At 52.4% G+C, this 16,096-nt stretch carries 16 protein-coding genes; 12 read left to right on the forward strand and 4 right to left on the reverse strand.

Going from position 1 to position 16,096, the window contains the following annotated elements; genetic code table 11:
• Nucleotides 1-24 precede the first annotated feature (24 nt).
• Entirely contained in the window at nt 25-1,059 is a 1,035-nt protein-coding gene (locus B6A39_RS02655) for a phosphotransferase family protein (RefSeq protein WP_083001049.1), read from the reverse strand.
• Nucleotides 1,060-1,325: 266 nt separating this feature from the next.
• On the opposite strand from B6A39_RS02655, the gene B6A39_RS02660 reads away from it, so the two are divergent.
• From B6A39_RS02660 to B6A39_RS02700, 9 genes are all read left to right on the forward strand, one after another.
• The gene (locus tag B6A39_RS02660) at nt 1,326-1,817 is read left to right on the forward strand and encodes an Lrp/AsnC family transcriptional regulator (protein ID WP_083001051.1); all 492 of its coding nucleotides are present in this window, start codon (nt 1,326-1,328) and stop codon (nt 1,815-1,817) included.
• 255 nt (nt 1,818-2,072) lie between these two features.
• Nucleotides 2,073-3,254, forward strand: coding sequence for a glycine cleavage T C-terminal barrel domain-containing protein (locus B6A39_RS02665; protein WP_198036752.1), 1,182 nt, complete (start codon nt 2,073-2,075; stop codon nt 3,252-3,254).
• Between the two features lie 62 nt (nt 3,255-3,316).
• Nucleotides 3,317-3,799, forward strand: a complete 483-nt coding sequence (locus tag B6A39_RS02670; RefSeq protein WP_083001053.1) for a methylenetetrahydrofolate reductase C-terminal domain-containing protein — start codon at nt 3,317-3,319, stop codon at nt 3,797-3,799.
• The gene (locus B6A39_RS02675; RefSeq protein ID WP_083001055.1) at nt 3,792-4,826 is read left to right on the forward strand and encodes a methylenetetrahydrofolate reductase; all 1,035 of its coding nucleotides are present in this window, start codon (nt 3,792-3,794) and stop codon (nt 4,824-4,826) included. The genes B6A39_RS02670 and B6A39_RS02675 overlap by 8 nt, the downstream gene beginning before the upstream one ends.
• A gap of 113 nt (nt 4,827-4,939) precedes the next feature.
• Nucleotides 4,940-5,815: a formyltetrahydrofolate deformylase gene (gene purU / locus B6A39_RS02680; RefSeq protein ID WP_083007835.1), complete on the forward strand. Its 876-nt coding sequence runs from the start codon at nt 4,940-4,942 to the stop codon at nt 5,813-5,815.
• 16 nt (nt 5,816-5,831) lie between these two features.
• A complete protein-coding gene (gene folD / locus B6A39_RS02685; protein ID WP_083001057.1) occupies nt 5,832-6,758 on the forward strand; it encodes a bifunctional methylenetetrahydrofolate dehydrogenase/methenyltetrahydrofolate cyclohydrolase FolD in 927 nt (308 codons plus the stop codon).
• Complete coding sequence (locus B6A39_RS02690) at nt 6,745-7,206, forward strand: OsmC family protein (protein ID WP_083001059.1); 462 nt, start codon at nt 6,745-6,747, stop codon at nt 7,204-7,206. Before folD ends, B6A39_RS02690 begins: the two co-directional genes overlap by 14 nt.
• 24 nt (nt 7,207-7,230) lie before the next feature.
• Complete coding sequence (locus tag B6A39_RS02695; RefSeq protein WP_083001061.1) at nt 7,231-8,034, forward strand: enoyl-CoA hydratase; 804 nt, start codon at nt 7,231-7,233, stop codon at nt 8,032-8,034.
• A gap of 84 nt (nt 8,035-8,118) precedes the next feature.
• Nucleotides 8,119-9,753, forward strand: a complete 1,635-nt coding sequence (locus B6A39_RS02700) for an acyl-CoA synthetase (RefSeq protein ID WP_083001063.1) — start codon at nt 8,119-8,121, stop codon at nt 9,751-9,753.
• A gap of 20 nt (nt 9,754-9,773) precedes the next feature.
• Here the strand turns inward: B6A39_RS02700 and B6A39_RS02705 are convergent, their stop codons facing one another.
• Nucleotides 9,774-10,028, reverse strand: coding sequence for a hypothetical protein (locus B6A39_RS02705; RefSeq protein WP_083001065.1), 255 nt, complete (start codon nt 10,026-10,028; stop codon nt 9,774-9,776).
• Between the two features lie 72 nt (nt 10,029-10,100).
• Nucleotides 10,101-10,856 (reverse strand): SDR family oxidoreductase, encoded by a 756-nt coding sequence (locus B6A39_RS02710; protein WP_083001067.1) that lies wholly within the window; start codon nt 10,854-10,856, stop codon nt 10,101-10,103.
• 158 nt (nt 10,857-11,014) lie between these two features.
• On the opposite strand from B6A39_RS02710, the gene B6A39_RS02715 reads away from it, so the two are divergent.
• The 3 genes from B6A39_RS02715 (at nt 11,015) to B6A39_RS02725 (ending at nt 13,140) form a co-directional block, all read left to right on the forward strand.
• On the forward strand, nt 11,015-11,935 hold the full coding sequence (locus tag B6A39_RS02715) for a LysR family transcriptional regulator (protein ID WP_083001069.1): 921 nt from the start codon (nt 11,015-11,017) through the stop codon (nt 11,933-11,935).
• A gap of 241 nt (nt 11,936-12,176) precedes the next feature.
• Nucleotides 12,177-12,344: a TfoX/Sxy family DNA transformation protein gene (locus B6A39_RS19185; RefSeq protein WP_442906318.1), complete on the forward strand. Its 168-nt coding sequence runs from the start codon at nt 12,177-12,179 to the stop codon at nt 12,342-12,344.
• Between the two features lie 97 nt (nt 12,345-12,441).
• Complete coding sequence (locus B6A39_RS02725; RefSeq protein ID WP_083001083.1) at nt 12,442-13,140, forward strand: NAD(P)H-binding protein; 699 nt, start codon at nt 12,442-12,444, stop codon at nt 13,138-13,140.
• Nucleotides 13,141-13,220: 80 nt separating this feature from the next.
• On the opposite strand, the gene B6A39_RS02730 is transcribed toward B6A39_RS02725, so the two are convergent.
• The gene (locus tag B6A39_RS02730; protein ID WP_083001085.1) at nt 13,221-16,067 is read right to left on the reverse strand and encodes a valine--tRNA ligase; all 2,847 of its coding nucleotides are present in this window, start codon (nt 16,065-16,067) and stop codon (nt 13,221-13,223) included.
• Nucleotides 16,068-16,096 lie beyond the last annotated feature (29 nt).

Below are 16,096 nucleotides of genomic sequence, written 5' to 3' on the forward strand. Positions count from 1 at the left end.
CGTACACCTTTTAAAATCAGTTGGTTATAGAGATGCTTTTAGGTAGAGAAGTTCATTATGAACATGCTCAATAATCGGCAGTGATAAATAGTGCTCGACCCGGTCGCGAACATGGGCAATGACGTCAGCATCGGTGAGATCTGCTGACCAGTCCTGGCCACGGTGCGCGGCATCTTTACGTTGCAAATGCTGGGCACGCCACTTGGCGCACCATGTTAATGACCACAGCCAAGTGGCACGTCGGCAGGCAACCAGCGTTTCCGCGCTGGGTGATTTACCCACATGCGCTTGCCAACGCTGATAAAAAGCGACGACGTCTTCCAGAGTAAGCACTGCCTGGCTGTTAATGTCCCAGGTGGTCGAGGTGTAAAGCGAGGTGTGGGCAAGATCAATGCCCGGTAGGCCGTAGCGACACTTCTCTAAGTCCACCAGCATCGCGCTACCCTCTGCGGTGATCAAAAAGTTTCCAGGGTGGGTATCAAAGCTGATCAAGCAGCGCTCGGCATCGGGCAGCGTGGTGGGCAGAGCCTCCAGCTCATCGCGAACACGGGCAATGATATCGGGTTCCAAGTCGGCCTTTTCCAGCCACTCGGACTGATGGCTAACTTCCTCACACATGGCTTGCCATGAGTCGGCAGGCGCCAGTAATGGTTGGGGATGCTCAGGTAGCGGTAAGCGGTGTAGGCTTGCCAGGGTCTCTGCGATACGTGGTAAATCCTGCGGTAGCTGTGCCAGCCGCCCTTCAATAGCATCGACCAGCAGCCCGCCACGCGGCAGGGCATCACTCACGGGCAAGATGCCATGCAAGCGGGGCACTTGGCCTCCCTGGCTGGCGCGTTCGTAGCACGCAGCTTCATATGCCAGGTTATCGGCAGGGGCTAGATTCATTTGGCTCTGTTTTGGCAGTCGTGCGACCCAATCATCGCCATCGCGATGTACCCATACATGATCGTGGGCAAGCCCAGTATCTGCCATCGGTGAAAGCGACTGGTAAGCGATCTCCGCCTGTTGCAGGGTGTTTTCCAGTGCCTGCAAACGCGCCGCTAATGGTGTTGGCATAGCTTCGTCCGTGTCGGTATATGTTTAGCAATGCCAGTTAGTGGCAGTATTGTCGCCAACCTTACATGTTCTGTCGTAAAGAGTGATTAAAACGCAGTTAATAGGCGTTAAAATACACGCCTATGGCGTTTGCCTATAGGCTATAAGTTTGTCGCTTAGCGGTAAGTTTGCTGATGATCATTTAGGATACGGTTTTATTCTTAACGGGCATCTATCAGGCGAATGCTGCTATTTGTCTAGGGCTGATTATCTAGGGCTGAGAGTCAATGAAAAAAACTGCTATTGATGCCGCAGATATCCGCATTCTTTGCGCATTACAACAACATGGCCCGCTCAGCAAAATGAAACTCTCCGAGCTGGTCAACCTGTCTCCAACACCCTGTTGGGTACGTTTTAACCGTTTAAAACAGGCAGGGCTTATACGTGGATACCACGCTGACATTGCACTTAATCAAATCGCGAACGCCTCGAAGGTGGTGGTGACCGTTTCTCTTAAGGAGCATCAAAAATCGGCGTTCGAGCGTTTTGAGCGTTACATCAATCAAGTAGATGAAATTATCGAGTGTATTGCCACGGGCGGAGGCATGGATTATGTGTTGAAAGTTGTGGCTCCAAGTTTAGATGCCTTTCAGCAAGTGATAGAGGGCCTGCTCGCCCCAGAGTTGGGAGTAGAACGTTATATGACGTATATCACTACCAGAGAAGTAAAATCGACCCAGTTGAATCTCGCTTGTCTTATGACAAATAAAGGCCACTAAGCAACACCGCTGGCCATTGGATGACGATTGTCTTTCCCGCTAACTCCCTATCCTCCTTACACCTAATCCTGCTAGATACGACGTGTGAAACTGACGGTATCCCTCTTACTGCCAAGCCATTAAAACTTGGTCTGTTCAGACTTCTTAAATCGTTTTTTTAGGCCGCGCCGTCACATCTTGTACCCCTATAGTGCATGTACTGAACGCCTAGTCGTTCGATTGACTATAAAACACTACAAAAACAAGGTGGTTAGCATGCCAAATACGACATTAAACAACGTGGTTGTTAGCATCAGTAAGGAAGACGATTTTGGCTTTGGTACACAGATTCGTAAGTCCCCTTACTTTGACGCAACTGTTCGCTGGGGGGCAACGGCGTTTTCGGTTTACAACCATATGTATATTCCACGTGCATTTGGCAACCCTGAGCAGAATTTTTGGAATTTAGTAAATGACGCCATTCTGTGTGATGTGGCTGCCGAGCGTCAGGTGGAAATTACCGGCCCAGATGCAGCGAAATTTGTGCAGCGTATGACGCCACGTGACTTGTCCTCCATGGCGGTTGGGCAGTGTAAATACATCTTAATGACCAATGCTGAGGGCGGCATTCTGAATGATCCGATTTTACTTCGATTGGCAGAGAATCACTTCTGGATATCGTTAGCTGACAGCGACATTTTATTATGGGCGCAAGGGCTTGCTGTCAACTCAGAACTGAATGTGAGGATCAACGAACCAGATGTCTCTCCTCTGCAGTTACAGGGGCCTCGCTCGGGTGACGTGATGAATGCGCTGTTTGGTGACAGCATCATGGATCTCCGCTATTTCTGGCTGCGCGAGGTTGAGCTGAACGGTATTCCGCTGATTGTTTCACGTACTGGCTGGTCAAGTGAGCTGGGCTACGAGCTCTATTTGCGTGATGGTTCACGAGGCGATGAACTCTGGGAGACCATCATGGCAGCAGGGCGGCCCTTTGGTTTGCAGCCTGGTCATACGTCGTCAATCCGTCGCATCGAAGGTGGCATGCTCTCCTATCATGCGGATGCGGACATGCACACTAACCCCTATGAACTGGGCATGGACCGCCTAGTGAATCTCGACATGGCTACCGACTTTATTGGCAAAGCAGCTTTGCAGCGTATCCAGGCGCAAGGCGTGAGCCGCAAGCAGGTTGGGCTATGGATTGATGCAGCTCCGCTGAAAGGCCCAAACACCACTTTCTGGTCGCTTGAACGCAATGGCGACGTCGTTGGCAAGGTAACCTCCGCTGTTTACTCCCCGCGCTTAGATCAGAATATTGCGCTGGCGATGGTGGCGGTTGAGTACGCCGACCTTGGAACTGAGCTAGACGTGTATACCGCTGTCGGTTCAGCTCGGGCCGTTGTTGTCGAGAAACCTTTCTTTGACCCCCAAAAGAAACTCGCCGTATCGGCATAAAAGTAAGCGTGGGGGCCGAAGGGCGGTTGCTTTCGTTCGCATAACAGCCACAGGAGCGCTTTATGTATTCCATTCGTCGTTGGGTCGTACGCAACGCAAGATTTTTTGAGGTCGCTTACCGTCTGTTCGAACCAGTGGTCGTCACGTTAACGCCACTATGGAAATGGATGGGGTACCCGCGAGCAGAAAAAGCCGTTAGCAAGCTGGAAAAGGTCTCCAAGGAGTTGCTGTTCGACTGCAAGATGTGTGGCCAATGTGTCCTGAGTTCTACGGGTATGTCTTGCCCTATGAACTGCCCAAAAAACATGCGAAATGGCCCATGTGGTGGCGTCTTACAGAACGGGAACTGTGAAGTGCTTCCCGATAAGCGGTGTGTCTGGGTAGAAGCCTGGGAGGGCAGTCAGAGAATGCAAGCTGGTGGCCAGATACATGCTGTGCAGTTGCCGGTTGATCATCGTCTAAAGGGGAGCTCGTCTTGGCTGCGTGTGGCGCGACAGGCTGAGGAAAAAGCACCACATCATAAGCAAGGGGAGCGTAATGATTAACCACGAGAGAGGCCATGATCGTTTAGTGGCAACACCAGCGGCATATAGCTCTGCCGGACGTCTGGAGCGTGTCTTAAAGGCTGGTTATTTTGCCGTTACCAGTGAGTTGGCTCCTCCCGATTCTGCGAATCCTGAAGACGTGTATATGCGAGCAAGAGTCTTTGATGGTTACGTAGACAGTTTAAATGCGACGGATGGTTCCGGTGCTAACTGCCATATGTCTAGCGTGGCAATGTGCGCGTTGTTATCACGTGTTGGCTACGACACGGTGATGCAGGTTTCCTGTCGAGATAGAAACCGCATCGCCATTCAAGGCGATGTATTAGGTGCCGCCGCATTGGGCGTCAACAATGTCCTATGTCTGACGGGAGATGGTGTACAGGTAGGCGACCATCCACAAGCAAAGCCGGTGTTTGACCTCGACTCGATGTCGCTATTAGAAGTCATCGCAGGGCTACGTGACAAAAAGATGTTTGTCAGCGGCCGTAAAATAAGCGACCCACCAAAGGTGTTTCTGGGGGCAGCTGAAAACCCATTTGTACCGCCACATGATTTTCGACCTTATCGATTGGCTAAAAAAATTGCTGCAGGGGCGCAGTTCATTCAAACGCAGTACTGTTTTGATCTACCTCGCTTTGCAACGTTTATGGCCCGCTCGCGAGACCTTGGGCTACTCGAAAAATGCTTTATTTTGCCTGGTGTTGGGCCGTTGGCATCGGCACGCACTGCCAACTGGATGCGACATCATGTACCGGGTGTGCATATTCCTGACGCCGTGATTAAACGGCTCGAAGGTGCACAGGATCAAAAGCATGAAGGGCGTCAGATATGTATCGAGATGATTCAGCAGTTACGAGAGATACATGGCGTCAGCGGGGTCCATGTAATGGCCCATCGTCAGGAATCTGCAGTCGCCGACATTATTGAAAAATCCGGTGTATTACGTGATCGGCGGCCATGGTTTCCTGGGAGCGACCAGCGTCTTGATAAGCCTCATGAATTGCCAGTAGACCTCAATTTAGAGTGAGGCGTACTTAACTGTTGAGCGATAGTGGCTAAATGCTTTTCGAGACAAACGCGTCGTTGTGGCGTGTCCAGACAACCCAGCATCTCATTATCTATTTGCATAGGCTTTCTGTTGTGACAAAAAATCTGGATCAAACAAATCACTTTGTCTTAACCGTCAGATGCGAAACGGGTCCGGGTATCGTCTCTGGTGTTACCTCATATCTAGCAGATCACGGTTGCAATATCGGCGAATTATCTCAGTTCGACGATAAAATTACCGGACAGTTTTTCATGCGCGCCGTGTTCAATATTCTGCCAAATTCCAGCGTCTCTTTTGCTCAAATACAAGCAGGGTTTGTTGAGTTGGCCGACCGGCTTGGTTTGGACTGGCAGATGTACCAGGCCGATCAGCCCGCGCGGGTTTTGATAATGGTATCCCGCTTTGATCACTGTCTACTCGATCTGCTTTATCGGCACCGTAAAGGTGAGCTGAATATCGAAATTACCGCAGTGGTATCGAACCATCTGGACCTGCGGCCCATCGCAGAGCGTGAAGGTATTCGTTTTATTTATATGCCTGTCACCAAAGAGAACAAACCGGCCCAAGAAGCTGAACTGATGAAGCTGGTTCATGAAACAGAAACCGAATTGGTGGTCCTGGCGCGTTACATGCAAATTCTATCTGACCAGCTGTGTCAGCAACTGCATGGGCGAGCCATTAATATTCATCACTCTTTTCTACCCGGTTTCAAGGGTGCCAAACCCTATCATCAGGCGTTTGATCGTGGGGTCAAACTGATCGGTGCCACGGCGCATTATGTGACCGCCGACCTAGATGAAGGCCCAATAATCGAGCAATCTGTGCAGCCGGTTGATCACGCCTACTACCCAGAAGAGTTAGTGGCGCTAGGACGTGATACCGAAACGATGGCGCTGACACGTGCTGTAAAGCTTCACGCTGAGCGTCGCATTTTTCTCTCGGCTGACAAAACCGTGATTTTCAAATAGCAACAGTGAGCCCCCTATGGCCCAGTTAATAGATGGTAAAGCGCTCTCCGCTAAGGTGTTGCAGCAAGTGGCCTCAGAGGTTGCGTCACTCAGCGCTGAACATGGCATTAAACCTATGCTGGCCGTGGTGCTGGTAGGTGAAGATCCGGCTAGCCAGATATACGTCAGAAATAAGATGAAGCGAGCGAGTGAGGTGGGCATCGGCTCAAGAGAGTATGTACTTGATGCTGGCATTACTCAGGATGAGCTAGCGCAGTTGATCGATGCTTTGAACAACGATGCTGATGTACATGGCATTCTGGTTCAGCTACCACTTCCCGCTCAGCTGGATGAAGATACCGTTATCGAATCGGTCCATCCGGATAAGGATGTTGATGGGTTTCATCCGTTAAACGTCGGCGCGCTTGCTGCCGGAAGCGACACGGTGGTGCCATGTACACCACAGGGCTGCATGATCATGCTCCGCCAGATCCACTCAGATTTGAGCGGTAAACATGCGGTGGTGATCGGGCGCTCCAATATTGTCGGTAAGCCGATGGCCATGCTGCTTTTGCAAGCCAACTGTACGGTGACTATTGCCCATTCCCATACGCAGGGTATTGAATCCCTATGCCGCCAAGCCGATATCGTTATTGCAGCGGTTGGCTGTAGAGAGCTTGTTGATGCTGACTGGGTAAAGCCAGGCGCAACGGTGATTGATGTTGGTATTAATGCTATTGAGATTGATGGCACGCGCAAGCTCGTTGGCGATGTAGCCTTTGACGCGGTCTCCCAAGTTGCCGGTGCCATTTCGCCAGTGCCCGGTGGCGTGGGACCGATGACAATCGCTTGTCTGTTGCTGAACACCACGGGTGCCGTAAAACGTCAGCTACCGCGTACGTTTGATCTGGCGTCGGGTACTGTGAATAAACCAATAAGGAGTTACTGCTATGTCCGTTCATGAAGCCGCCGTTCACTGGCAGCACGCCCCTCACACAACTGACCCCAACACCTATTCGCGTAACCACCGTGTGAGTTTGAATGGCAACCAGCAGGTAGAGGTTTCCGCATCAGTTGAATTTAAAGGTGATGCCAATTGTGCCGACCCGGAGCAGATGCTGATTAGCGCCGTATCCAGTTGTCACATGCTGTTTTTCCTGGCCATTGCTGAAATGCAGGGCTTTAAGGTGGCGTCTTATCAGGATGATCCGAAAGGCTATCTGGAACGCAATGACAAAAAGGGGATGGCAATTACACGTATTGAGCTATCACCACGCATCACTTTTAGCGGCGATAAAGCGCCCGATCAGAAAGCCATCGACAATATTCACAGCAAAGCCCACAGCAACTGCTTTATTCGTAACTCAGTCACCGCTGAGGTAACGATCAACTCGCTGCCACCTGCCGTTTGAATCAGTCATGTTCGTTGGGAGCCGATGATGAATCATACGAACACCTCACAAGACATTCTGATAAGGGAAGATAGGCAGGGCGCTGTTTATCTCACCTTAAATCGGCCAGAGAAGTTCAACACGCTTTCTGAAGCTATGCTCTCTGCGTTGCAACACGAGTTAGATGCCATTGCTGTTAATACTGCTGCACGCTGCGTCGTGATTGGAGGTAATGGGCGTGGATTTTGTGCTGGCCATGATCTAAAGGAAATGCGGTCGAATCCTGACCAAGCTTATTATCAAGCGCTGTTTCGCAATTGTAGTCGATTAATGCAGAGCGTTGTTGCACTGCCGATACCCGTGATTGCCAAAGTGCACGGCATGGCCACGGCGGCGGGGTGTCAGTTAGTGGCTAGCTGCGATCTGGCCATTGCTGGCCGTTCCGCAAGTTTTGCGGTGTCAGGTATTAACGTTGGACTGTTCTGCTCGACGCCTGCTGTGGCGTTATCGCGGTGCATACCTACCAAGAAAGCGTTCGATATGCTGATATCAGGAGAGTTTATTGATGCGAAGGCGGCGCTAGAGAAGGGGCTGGTGTCTGATATTTGTGAAGACGCTGAGTTAGACACGACTGTCGCCGCAAAGGTAGCTCAGATCCTAGCTAAAAGCCCAGCAGCAGTGCGTTATGGCAAGTCCATGTTTCATTCCCAGCGACAGATGGATTTAGCAGATGCTTATGACTTTGCTGGCAACGTAATGGCCGAAAATATGCTTAACCCAGATGCCCAAGAGGGAATAGACGCCTTCTTAAACAAGCGTAAACCCGTCTGGGGACAGCCTGGCCATTGAACGATTAGTGCTGAGGGTGAGAGGCGTCGCGTTGGCTGTAGAGCCAAGTGATGAGCGGTTGCTAACAATAAAAGGGATAAGACTATGAGTGATATTTGCTATTTTAATCAAGTGCTTGAGAAAAATGCGGCGAATCATGCCGCGCTGTCACCGTTGAGCTTTATCCGTCGAGCGGCAACTGTCTACCCTGATCGTACAGCGCTAATCTATAACGAGAGCCACTATAGCTGGCGCGAAACGTATGCTCGCTGCTGTCAACTGGCATCACTGTTGACCCGCCTAGGCATCTCTAAAGGCGATACGGTAGCGGTAATGCTGCCTAATGTCCCCGCCATGTATGAAGCGCATTTTGGTGTGCCGATGGTGGGAGCCGTATTGAATGCGATCAATACCCGCTTGGATCCAGAAGCAATTGCCTTTATTTTGGATCATAGCCGCTCGCGTCTTTTACTTGTAGACCCAGAGTACACGGACGTGGTCGAGAAGGCCTTAGCCCAGTTGGAAGGGCCTACGCCACAGGTGATCAATGTCTCGGACCCGAGCCAGGGCACAGAGCGGTGGATTGGTGAATTTGAATATGAAGTGTTGCTAGCCAACCAGTATCTGTGGGACGACTGGCAGCTACCCGATGACGAATGGGATGCCATTGCGCTGGGGTATACCTCGGGCACCACCGGCAATCCCAAAGGGGTGGTTAGCCATCATCGTGGAGCTTATCTGAATGCCGTTAGCAACGTACTTTCCTGGACGCTACCCGCTAACGTGACCTACCTGTGGACACTGCCGATGTTTCATTGCAATGGCTGGTGCTTCCCATGGACACTGGCCGCCATTGGTGGCACCAGTGTCTGTTTGCGCAGAGTGGATCCCGAGCACATCCTGGCGCTGATCAAAGAGCAGCGTGTTACTCATTACTGTGGGGCACCCATTGTACACACTATGATTGCCGATGCTGCTATGGCACGCGGAGCGCCGATTGAGCATAAAGTTTATGGGCTGATTGCCGGTGCCGCGCCACCTGCCTCTGTGCTAGAGCGGATGGAGAAAATTGGCATCGAACTCACCCATGTTTACGGGCTAACAGAGACCTACGGCCCGGCGTCGGTGTGCGTCAAGCAGAATGACTGGGCTCAACACTCACTGGAAGAGCGAGTACGGCTCAATGGCCGTCAAGGCGTCGCTTACCCGCTTCAGGAAGATATGGCGGTGCTCGACTCGGAAACACTGATACCCGTTCCCGCAGATGGCAAAACGGTCGGCGAAATTATGTTTCGCGGAAATATCGTCATGAAGGGGTATTTGCGCAATGAAATTGCCACCCGCGAAGCGTTTGCTGGTGGCTGGTTTCATTCAGGCGATCTGGCCGTTATGGAGCCGGACGGCTATATCAAAATCCGCGATCGATTAAAGGACGTCATTATCTCAGGGGGAGAAAATATTTCCTCCCTTGAAGTAGAAGATATTGTGCAACGTCACCCCGACGTCGAGCTTGCTGCGGTTGTTGCCATGGCAGATGAAAAGTGGGGGGAGGTACCTGCTGCCTTCGTTCAACTACGTTCTGGCAGTGTGCTTAGCGAAAGCGCTCTGATCCGTTTTTGTCGCGAGCAAATCACTCATTACAAAGCGCCTAAAAAAATCATCTTTGGGCAGCTACCCACCACGGCAACCGGCAAAATTCAGAAATTTCAGCTGCGACAGCAGCTTGAAAAAACCTATTAGCCTGAATGCATGGAGGGCGATCAGAGATACTTTTTCTTAATCAGGTAGGCAGTGATGACGGGGGCTAAGAAGACGATCAAAAAGAACGGCAACTCATACATTAATGAGTATCCTGCGTGAACTACGCCGACCCATAGGTTGATACAAGCAGCGAGTAACCAGAGAACCGCAAAGACAATGAAATAGTGGGGGCGGAAAGCAGGTGCCAGCCTAGCCGCAAATGCCAGAATAGCAAAGAGTACTAAGCCAGCGCAGATAATCATTAGTGTATGCATAGGCTCCTCCAGTGGAAGATAGCGTTTTAATTATGAAGAATCGGCTGGCGTTCGGCCAGCCGATTTGACTGATCAGCGCGTTGTATAGCCGCCATTGGCAAAAATTGTTTGGCCAGTAATCCACCAGCCGTCAGTTGCCAGGAAACGGATAATGGGGGAAATATCCTCGATTTTGGTAAGGTCCCCATTTAGTGATTGAGATTTATGGTATCCCACCCGCTCTGGCGTTTCCTGCCCGTAGAAGAAAGGAGTGTCCATGGGGCCGGGGCCAACGGCGGTTACCGAAATGCCACGCCCTGCGAACTCTTTTGCCGCCGCACGGGTGAAATGCTCCACGGGTGACTTGCCACCAGCGTAAGTGGAATAGCCATCAGTAAAGGCTGCAAGCAGGGAAGTGACAACAGTGATGATTTTTCCATTGTCATTGAGATGCTTGCCTGCTTCCTTAATAAAGAAATACGCCGCCTTGGCATTGATCTCGAACATGGTGTCGTATTCGTCTTCGCTCGTCTCGACGATGGGCTTGCGCAACACCATACCTGCTGTGTTGACGGCGACATCGATGCCTCCGAATCTATTTTTGGCTTCTAGAAAAAGTGCTTCCACGTTGGCTGGCCGGGTTAAGTCACCTTGGGTGATGTAGGCGTCGCCACCCAAGCCTTTTACCGCATTAACCGTGTCTTCCGCGTCGGCACGGGTGGCATCGCTGTTGTAATGCACCACAACTTTCGCACCCTCTTTAGCAACTTCACGGCTTAGAAGACCGCCGAGGTTTTTCGCACCGCCAGCGATAAGTACTACTTTGTTTTTAAAATCGTATGTCGCCATGTTGATTACCTTCTTGGTATTTTGAAATCAAATGTATTTGCTGTTACGCCGAGCATCGACATCGGCTTGCAGATTCATTTTCTTCAGGCTGAGCATTGGTATAAACCGGCGTAAACTGACAGCATTTGTCGAGAATCACGAACAGTAAGGTGAGGGAAATGGATCGGCTGGAAAGGCTGAATGTTTTTGTCCGTGTGGTGGATTGCATGAGCTTCACCCGTGCTGCAGAGAGCCTGAGTATTCCTCGCTCTACGGTATCGACAGCGGTGAAAGATTTAGAGAGCACGCTGGGAGCCCGTCTGATTAATCGGACGACGCGGGCGCTTGATATCACCGAAGAGGGGCAACTGCTGTACAAGCAGGCGCTGTTATTGTTGGAGGATTATGAGCGGTTAACAGGTGCGTTTCCCGCGGAAGCGGGGCGTCCCAGCGGCAAGCTGCGCATTAATGTCCCAGGGCGACTAGGACGGCGGGTGCTAGTACCTGCGCTGCCAGATTTCCTCGACCGATACCCGGATATTGATATTCAAATGGGAGTGACTGATCGAGCGGTTGATTTAGTAGGCGAGGGGGTGGATTGCGTGATCCGAGTGGGGGAGCTGGCAGACAGTAACCTTATTGCCCGCCCACTTGGCAGTTTGCCGCTGTGCAATTGTGCGAGCCCTGCTTATCTAGCCCGCTTTGGCATGCCTAAGACGATTGCTGATCTATCCGCTCATCGTATAGTTGCATTCGTTTCGTCCATCTCAGGCAGTGTTGAGAGTTGGGAATATCAGCAAGGAGGTCGGGTGGAGAGTGCTCTACTCCCTGCTCGGGTCACCGTGAACACAGCAGAAGCGCTCATAGCTGGTGCTTTGGCTGGCTTGGGGCTAACCCAGGTCCCCCGTTACGATGTTCAACATCACCTGGAATCCGGAAGACTGGTTAGTATTCTGCCTAGTACAGTACCCGACCCCATGCCCATAACTCTGTTGTACCCACATCGTGAGCACATGACGCGGCGTCTTGAAGCATTTATAGACTGGGTGGTGCCGGTATTACAGAGCCAAGTGTTGAGGTCGTCAAATCAGGAGCCATGATCAATGACGTTAAGAAATTTTCCCCTATGCCCTAATACCAGTCAGTCAAGGCTGACTGGCATTACCCTCTAGTCCTATATAGCAAAGCGGCCACCTCCCGAAGCGTGCACCTCACGCATTCCCGAGTCACCGCACTGTCATTCCCGAGTGGGGTTATCGGGAATCCACTTTGACCTTAGCTTGCAGCAGCCCGAAACCCCAGATCAACTTGGATTCCCGCTAAGGGCTTGCGGGAATGACGATGGCGGCTCTGAGGGCTGGGGCGCACCAAAGGATCAGGGAGATGTATCCAGAGGAAAGGTTGCCAGTCTGCTACTACCTATACTCTTTCGAGGGCGCCTTAACTGATACGCATTGGAATAAAATCGGGGAACACAGAAAACGGCAACTTAGAGCGCAGATCGGTTAGTCCAGTCTAATGAGTTTATGCACGCTGACGCAGGATGCTATTTGAAACTGCGCACTCACCGAAATCACGAACTACTTGAAACCGCGAGGGGTTGGGGATGCATGACACGGCAATTGTATTGGGCTCAACCGGGGCTATTGGCAAACAGTTAGTCACCCAGTTAACCCAGCGAGAAGAGCTCGCCCATGTCATCGTACTGACGCGCCGTGAGTTGATGGTGTCGCAGGTTTTTCCGGTGGCTATCTCCTCCAAAATTAGCCTTTGTGTGATTGATTTTGAAAAGTTGGAAGAGCAGGCGGCGGGTTTAATACCTGCTGGTTCAATGGCGTTTGTGGCATTAGGCACAACGAAAAAGCAGGCGGGAAGTGAAGCGGCTTTTCGCGCTATTGATCATGGGCTAGTACTAGCGTTTGCTCGCGCATGTAAGTCTGCTGATGTCAGCCAACTAGGCGTCGTAACAGCAGCTGGTGCCAATGCGCGTTCTGTTAGTTTTTATAACCGCGTGAAAGGCGAGGTGGAACAGGATCTTCAAGCGCTAGGCCTGTCGAGCGTGTTTTTTGCCCGGCCTTCACTGCTGCTGGGGCGACCGGAGGAGGGACGGGGTGTGGAAAATATCGCGGCCACGCTATTGACGCCAATGACGCCGTTACTTCCTAAAGCGGTACGCCCTATTGCGACACAGCGGGTTGCAGCGGCAATGATTGACGTGGCGTTTAGTGGTGAGCCGAATCGGCCGACGTTTGTGCTATCAAATGCTGCTATGCACTCAATATCGTGCTCTTTGACTAGTGGCTAGCGTTGATTAAGAAGTGAGTTAACATCCAGAACGGCACCTCGCGGTGCCGTTTTGGTTTCGGCTGTGTTAGCTAACCCGTTTTACAGCGCCGCGATCTTCGCTTGTTGCTCTTCCAGAAGCTTTTTGGCAGCTTGGAATTCAGCGAGTTTGCCACGCTCTTTTTCCACCACGGCTTCCGGGGCTTTGGCGATAAAGCCGTCGTTGCCGAGCTTCTTCTCGATACCGCCGATCAACTTGTCCTGCTTTTCAATTTCTTTAGCTAGTCGTTTGAGTTCGGCGTCTTTATCGATTAGATCCGCCATGGGCACCAGCACTTCCATATCGCCCACTAGCTGCGTTGCGCAGAGTGGTGCGTCGTCTGGGTTGGATAGCCAGGTGGCGCTTTCCAACTTAGCCAGCTTGGCGAGGAAGTGGCGGTTGCTTTCCAAGCGCTGGGCGTCTTCCGGCTTGCCTTTGGTGAGCAGTACGTCCAGCGGTTTGCCAGGGGCAATGTTCATCTCGGCGCGGATGTTACGCACTGCGATAATCACGCCTTTCAACCATTCGATATCTCGAGTGGCCTGTTCGTCGATTTTGCTTTCGTCGGCTTCCGGCCAGGCTTGGAGCATGATAGACGCGCCATCACCGACGAAGGTGCCTGCCAGCGGCGCAACGCGCTGCCATATCTCTTCTGAGATATAGGGCATCATCGGATGGGCGAGGCGCAGAATCGTTTCCAGTACGCGCACGAGCGTACGGCGGGTGCCACGTTTGGCTTCCGCACTGGCGTTTTCGTCCCATAAAACAGGCTTGGAAAGCTCCAAGTACCAGTCGCAGTACTCGTTCCAGACAAACTCATACAGCGCTTGGGAAGCGTGGTCAAAGCGGTACTCGTCCATCGCTTTGGTGACCTGGGTTTCGGTTTTCTGCAGCTGGGAAATAATCCAGCGGTCGGCCAGTGAAAGCTCAACGTCGCCACCCTCTGTTCCGCAATCTTCACCTTCGGCATTCATAAGCACGTAGCGTGAAGCGTTCCACAGCTTGTTGCAGAAGTTGCGATAGCCATCCAGGCGGTTCATATCAAACTTAATATCGCGCCCGGTGGTTGCCTGGGAAAGGAACGTAAAGCGCAGGGCATCGGTGCCGTGGGCTTCAATGCCGTCTTTAAATTCGTCCTTGGTCGCTTTGGCAATGGCTTTGGCCTGTTTCGGCTGCATCATATTGCCGGTGCGCTTTTCCAGCAGCGCATCTAGTGTGACGCCGTCAATCAGGTCGATGGGGTCCAGCACATTGCCCTTGGATTTGGACATTTTCTGACCCTGTCCGTCGCGTACCAAACCGTGCACATAAACGGTTTTGAACGGTACTTCGCCAGTGAACTTGAGGGTCATCATGATCATCCGGGCAACCCAGAAGAAGATAATGTCAAAACCGGTCACCAGCACGCTGGAGGGGTGGAAGGTTTCCAGTTCTGGGGTTTTTTCCGGCCAGCCTAGCGTGCCGAACGTCCACAGGCCCGAGCTGAACCAGGTGTCGAGGACGTCTTCGTCTTGGGTCAGTGTCACCTCTGCAGCTAAGCCGTGCTTCTCGCGGGCTTCCTCCTCGCTACGGGCAACGTACACATTGCCTTCCGCGTCGTACCAGGCAGGAATGCGGTGGCCCCACCACAGCTGGCGGGAGATACACCAGTCTTGCAGGTCGCGCATCCAAGCGAAGTACATGTTTTCGTAGTTCTTCGGTACAAACTGGATATCCCCGTTTTCTACCGCTTCAATGGCGGGCTTGGCCAGGGTTTCTACCGCAACAAACCACTGGTCGGTGAGCAGCGGCTCGATCACATCGCCAGAGCGGTCGCCATAGGGCAGGGTGTTATTAACTGCTTCCACCTGTTCCAGCAGACCCAATGCGTCCATATCGGCCACAATCTGCTTACGCGCTTCAAAACGGTCCAGCCCTGCGTACTTGGCGGGCAGGCTGGCGTCTTCGTCGGGCTGGGGAGTGCCTTTCAGGTCGAAGATTTCAGCGCGCTCAAGGATGGTGGCATCCTTGGTAAATACGTTGATCAGCAGATGGTTCTGGCGCTTGCCGACTTCGTAGTCATTGAAGTCGTGGGCCGGGGTGATCTTCACGCAGCCGGAGCCTTTTTCCATATCGGCGTGCTCGTCGGCAACGATAGGAATGCGGCGGCCGACCAGCGGCAATTCGATAAATTTGCCGACCAGCGAGGCATAGCGAGCATCGTCGGGGTTAACCGCGACACCCGTATCGCCTAGCAAGGTTTCAGGGCGAGTGGTTGCCACGACCAGATAATCTTTACCATCGGTGGTTTTGACGCCATCGGCCAGCGGGTAGCGGAAGTGCCAGAAGCTGCCCTGCTGATCTTTGTTTTCCACTTCTAGGTCGGAAATGGCGGTGTGCAGGGTAGGGTCCCAGTTCACCAGGCGTTTGCCACGGTAGATCAACTTTTCTTCGTGCAAGCGCACGAACACTTCTTGCACGGCTTTATAGAAGCCGTCATCCATCGTGAAGCGCTCGCGGGACCAATCAACGCTGGCGCCCATGCGGCGCAACTGGCGGGTGATGTGGCCGCCGGACTCCTCTTTCCACTCCCATACCTTGTCGATAAACGCATCGCGGCCCAGGTCGTGGCGGGTTTTGCCTTCTTCCGCGGCAATTTTACGCTCAACCAGCATTTGCGTGGCGATTCCGGCGTGGTCGGTGCCTACCTGCCACAGGGTGTTGTTGCCCTGCATCCGCTTCCAGCGCGTCAGGGTATCCATAATGGTGTCCTGGAACGCGTGGCCCATGTGCAGGCTGCCGGTCACGTTAGGCGGCGGAATCATGATCGAAAACGGCTTACCGCGGCCTGTTGGGGCGAAGCGGTTGTCGGCTTCCCAGCGTTCGTACCAGCGGGTTTCGATCTGTTCGGGTTGGTAGGTCTTTTCCATGGGGGAGTCGGCTCACGGCTTGCAAAAAA

Origin of the sequence: Halomonas sp. GT (assembly GCF_002082565.1) — a bacterium.
In the GTDB taxonomy this organism is placed as follows: Bacteria; Pseudomonadota; Gammaproteobacteria; order Pseudomonadales; family Halomonadaceae; genus Vreelandella.

Coding starts and splice junctions, on each gene's coding strand:
- B6A39_RS02670 (WP_083001053.1), top strand. CDS start 3,317: ATGTATTCCATTCGTCGTTGGGTCGTACGCAACGCAAGATTTTTTGAG.
- B6A39_RS19185 (WP_442906318.1), top strand. CDS start 12,177: ATGGCGGCTCTGAGGGCTGGGGCGCACCAAAGGATCAGGGAGATGTAT.
- B6A39_RS02700 (WP_083001063.1), top strand. CDS start 8,119: ATGAGTGATATTTGCTATTTTAATCAAGTGCTTGAGAAAAATGCGGCG.
- B6A39_RS02715 (WP_083001069.1), top strand. CDS start 11,015: ATGGATCGGCTGGAAAGGCTGAATGTTTTTGTCCGTGTGGTGGATTGC.
- B6A39_RS02660 (WP_083001051.1), top strand. CDS start 1,326: ATGAAAAAAACTGCTATTGATGCCGCAGATATCCGCATTCTTTGCGCA.
- B6A39_RS02730 (WP_083001085.1), bottom strand. CDS start 16,067: ATGGAAAAGACCTACCAACCCGAACAGATCGAAACCCGCTGGTACGAA.
- B6A39_RS02675 (WP_083001055.1), top strand. CDS start 3,792: ATGATTAACCACGAGAGAGGCCATGATCGTTTAGTGGCAACACCAGCG.
- B6A39_RS02655 (WP_083001049.1), bottom strand. CDS start 1,059: ATGCCAACACCATTAGCGGCGCGTTTGCAGGCACTGGAAAACACCCTG.
- B6A39_RS02665 (WP_198036752.1), top strand. CDS start 2,073: ATGCCAAATACGACATTAAACAACGTGGTTGTTAGCATCAGTAAGGAA.
- folD (WP_083001057.1), top strand. CDS start 5,832: ATGGCCCAGTTAATAGATGGTAAAGCGCTCTCCGCTAAGGTGTTGCAG.
- B6A39_RS02710 (WP_083001067.1), bottom strand. CDS start 10,856: ATGGCGACATACGATTTTAAAAACAAAGTAGTACTTATCGCTGGCGGT.
- B6A39_RS02725 (WP_083001083.1), top strand. CDS start 12,442: ATGCATGACACGGCAATTGTATTGGGCTCAACCGGGGCTATTGGCAAA.
- B6A39_RS02705 (WP_083001065.1), bottom strand. CDS start 10,028: ATGCATACACTAATGATTATCTGCGCTGGCTTAGTACTCTTTGCTATT.
- B6A39_RS02695 (WP_083001061.1), top strand. CDS start 7,231: ATGATGAATCATACGAACACCTCACAAGACATTCTGATAAGGGAAGAT.
- B6A39_RS02690 (WP_083001059.1), top strand. CDS start 6,745: ATGTCCGTTCATGAAGCCGCCGTTCACTGGCAGCACGCCCCTCACACA.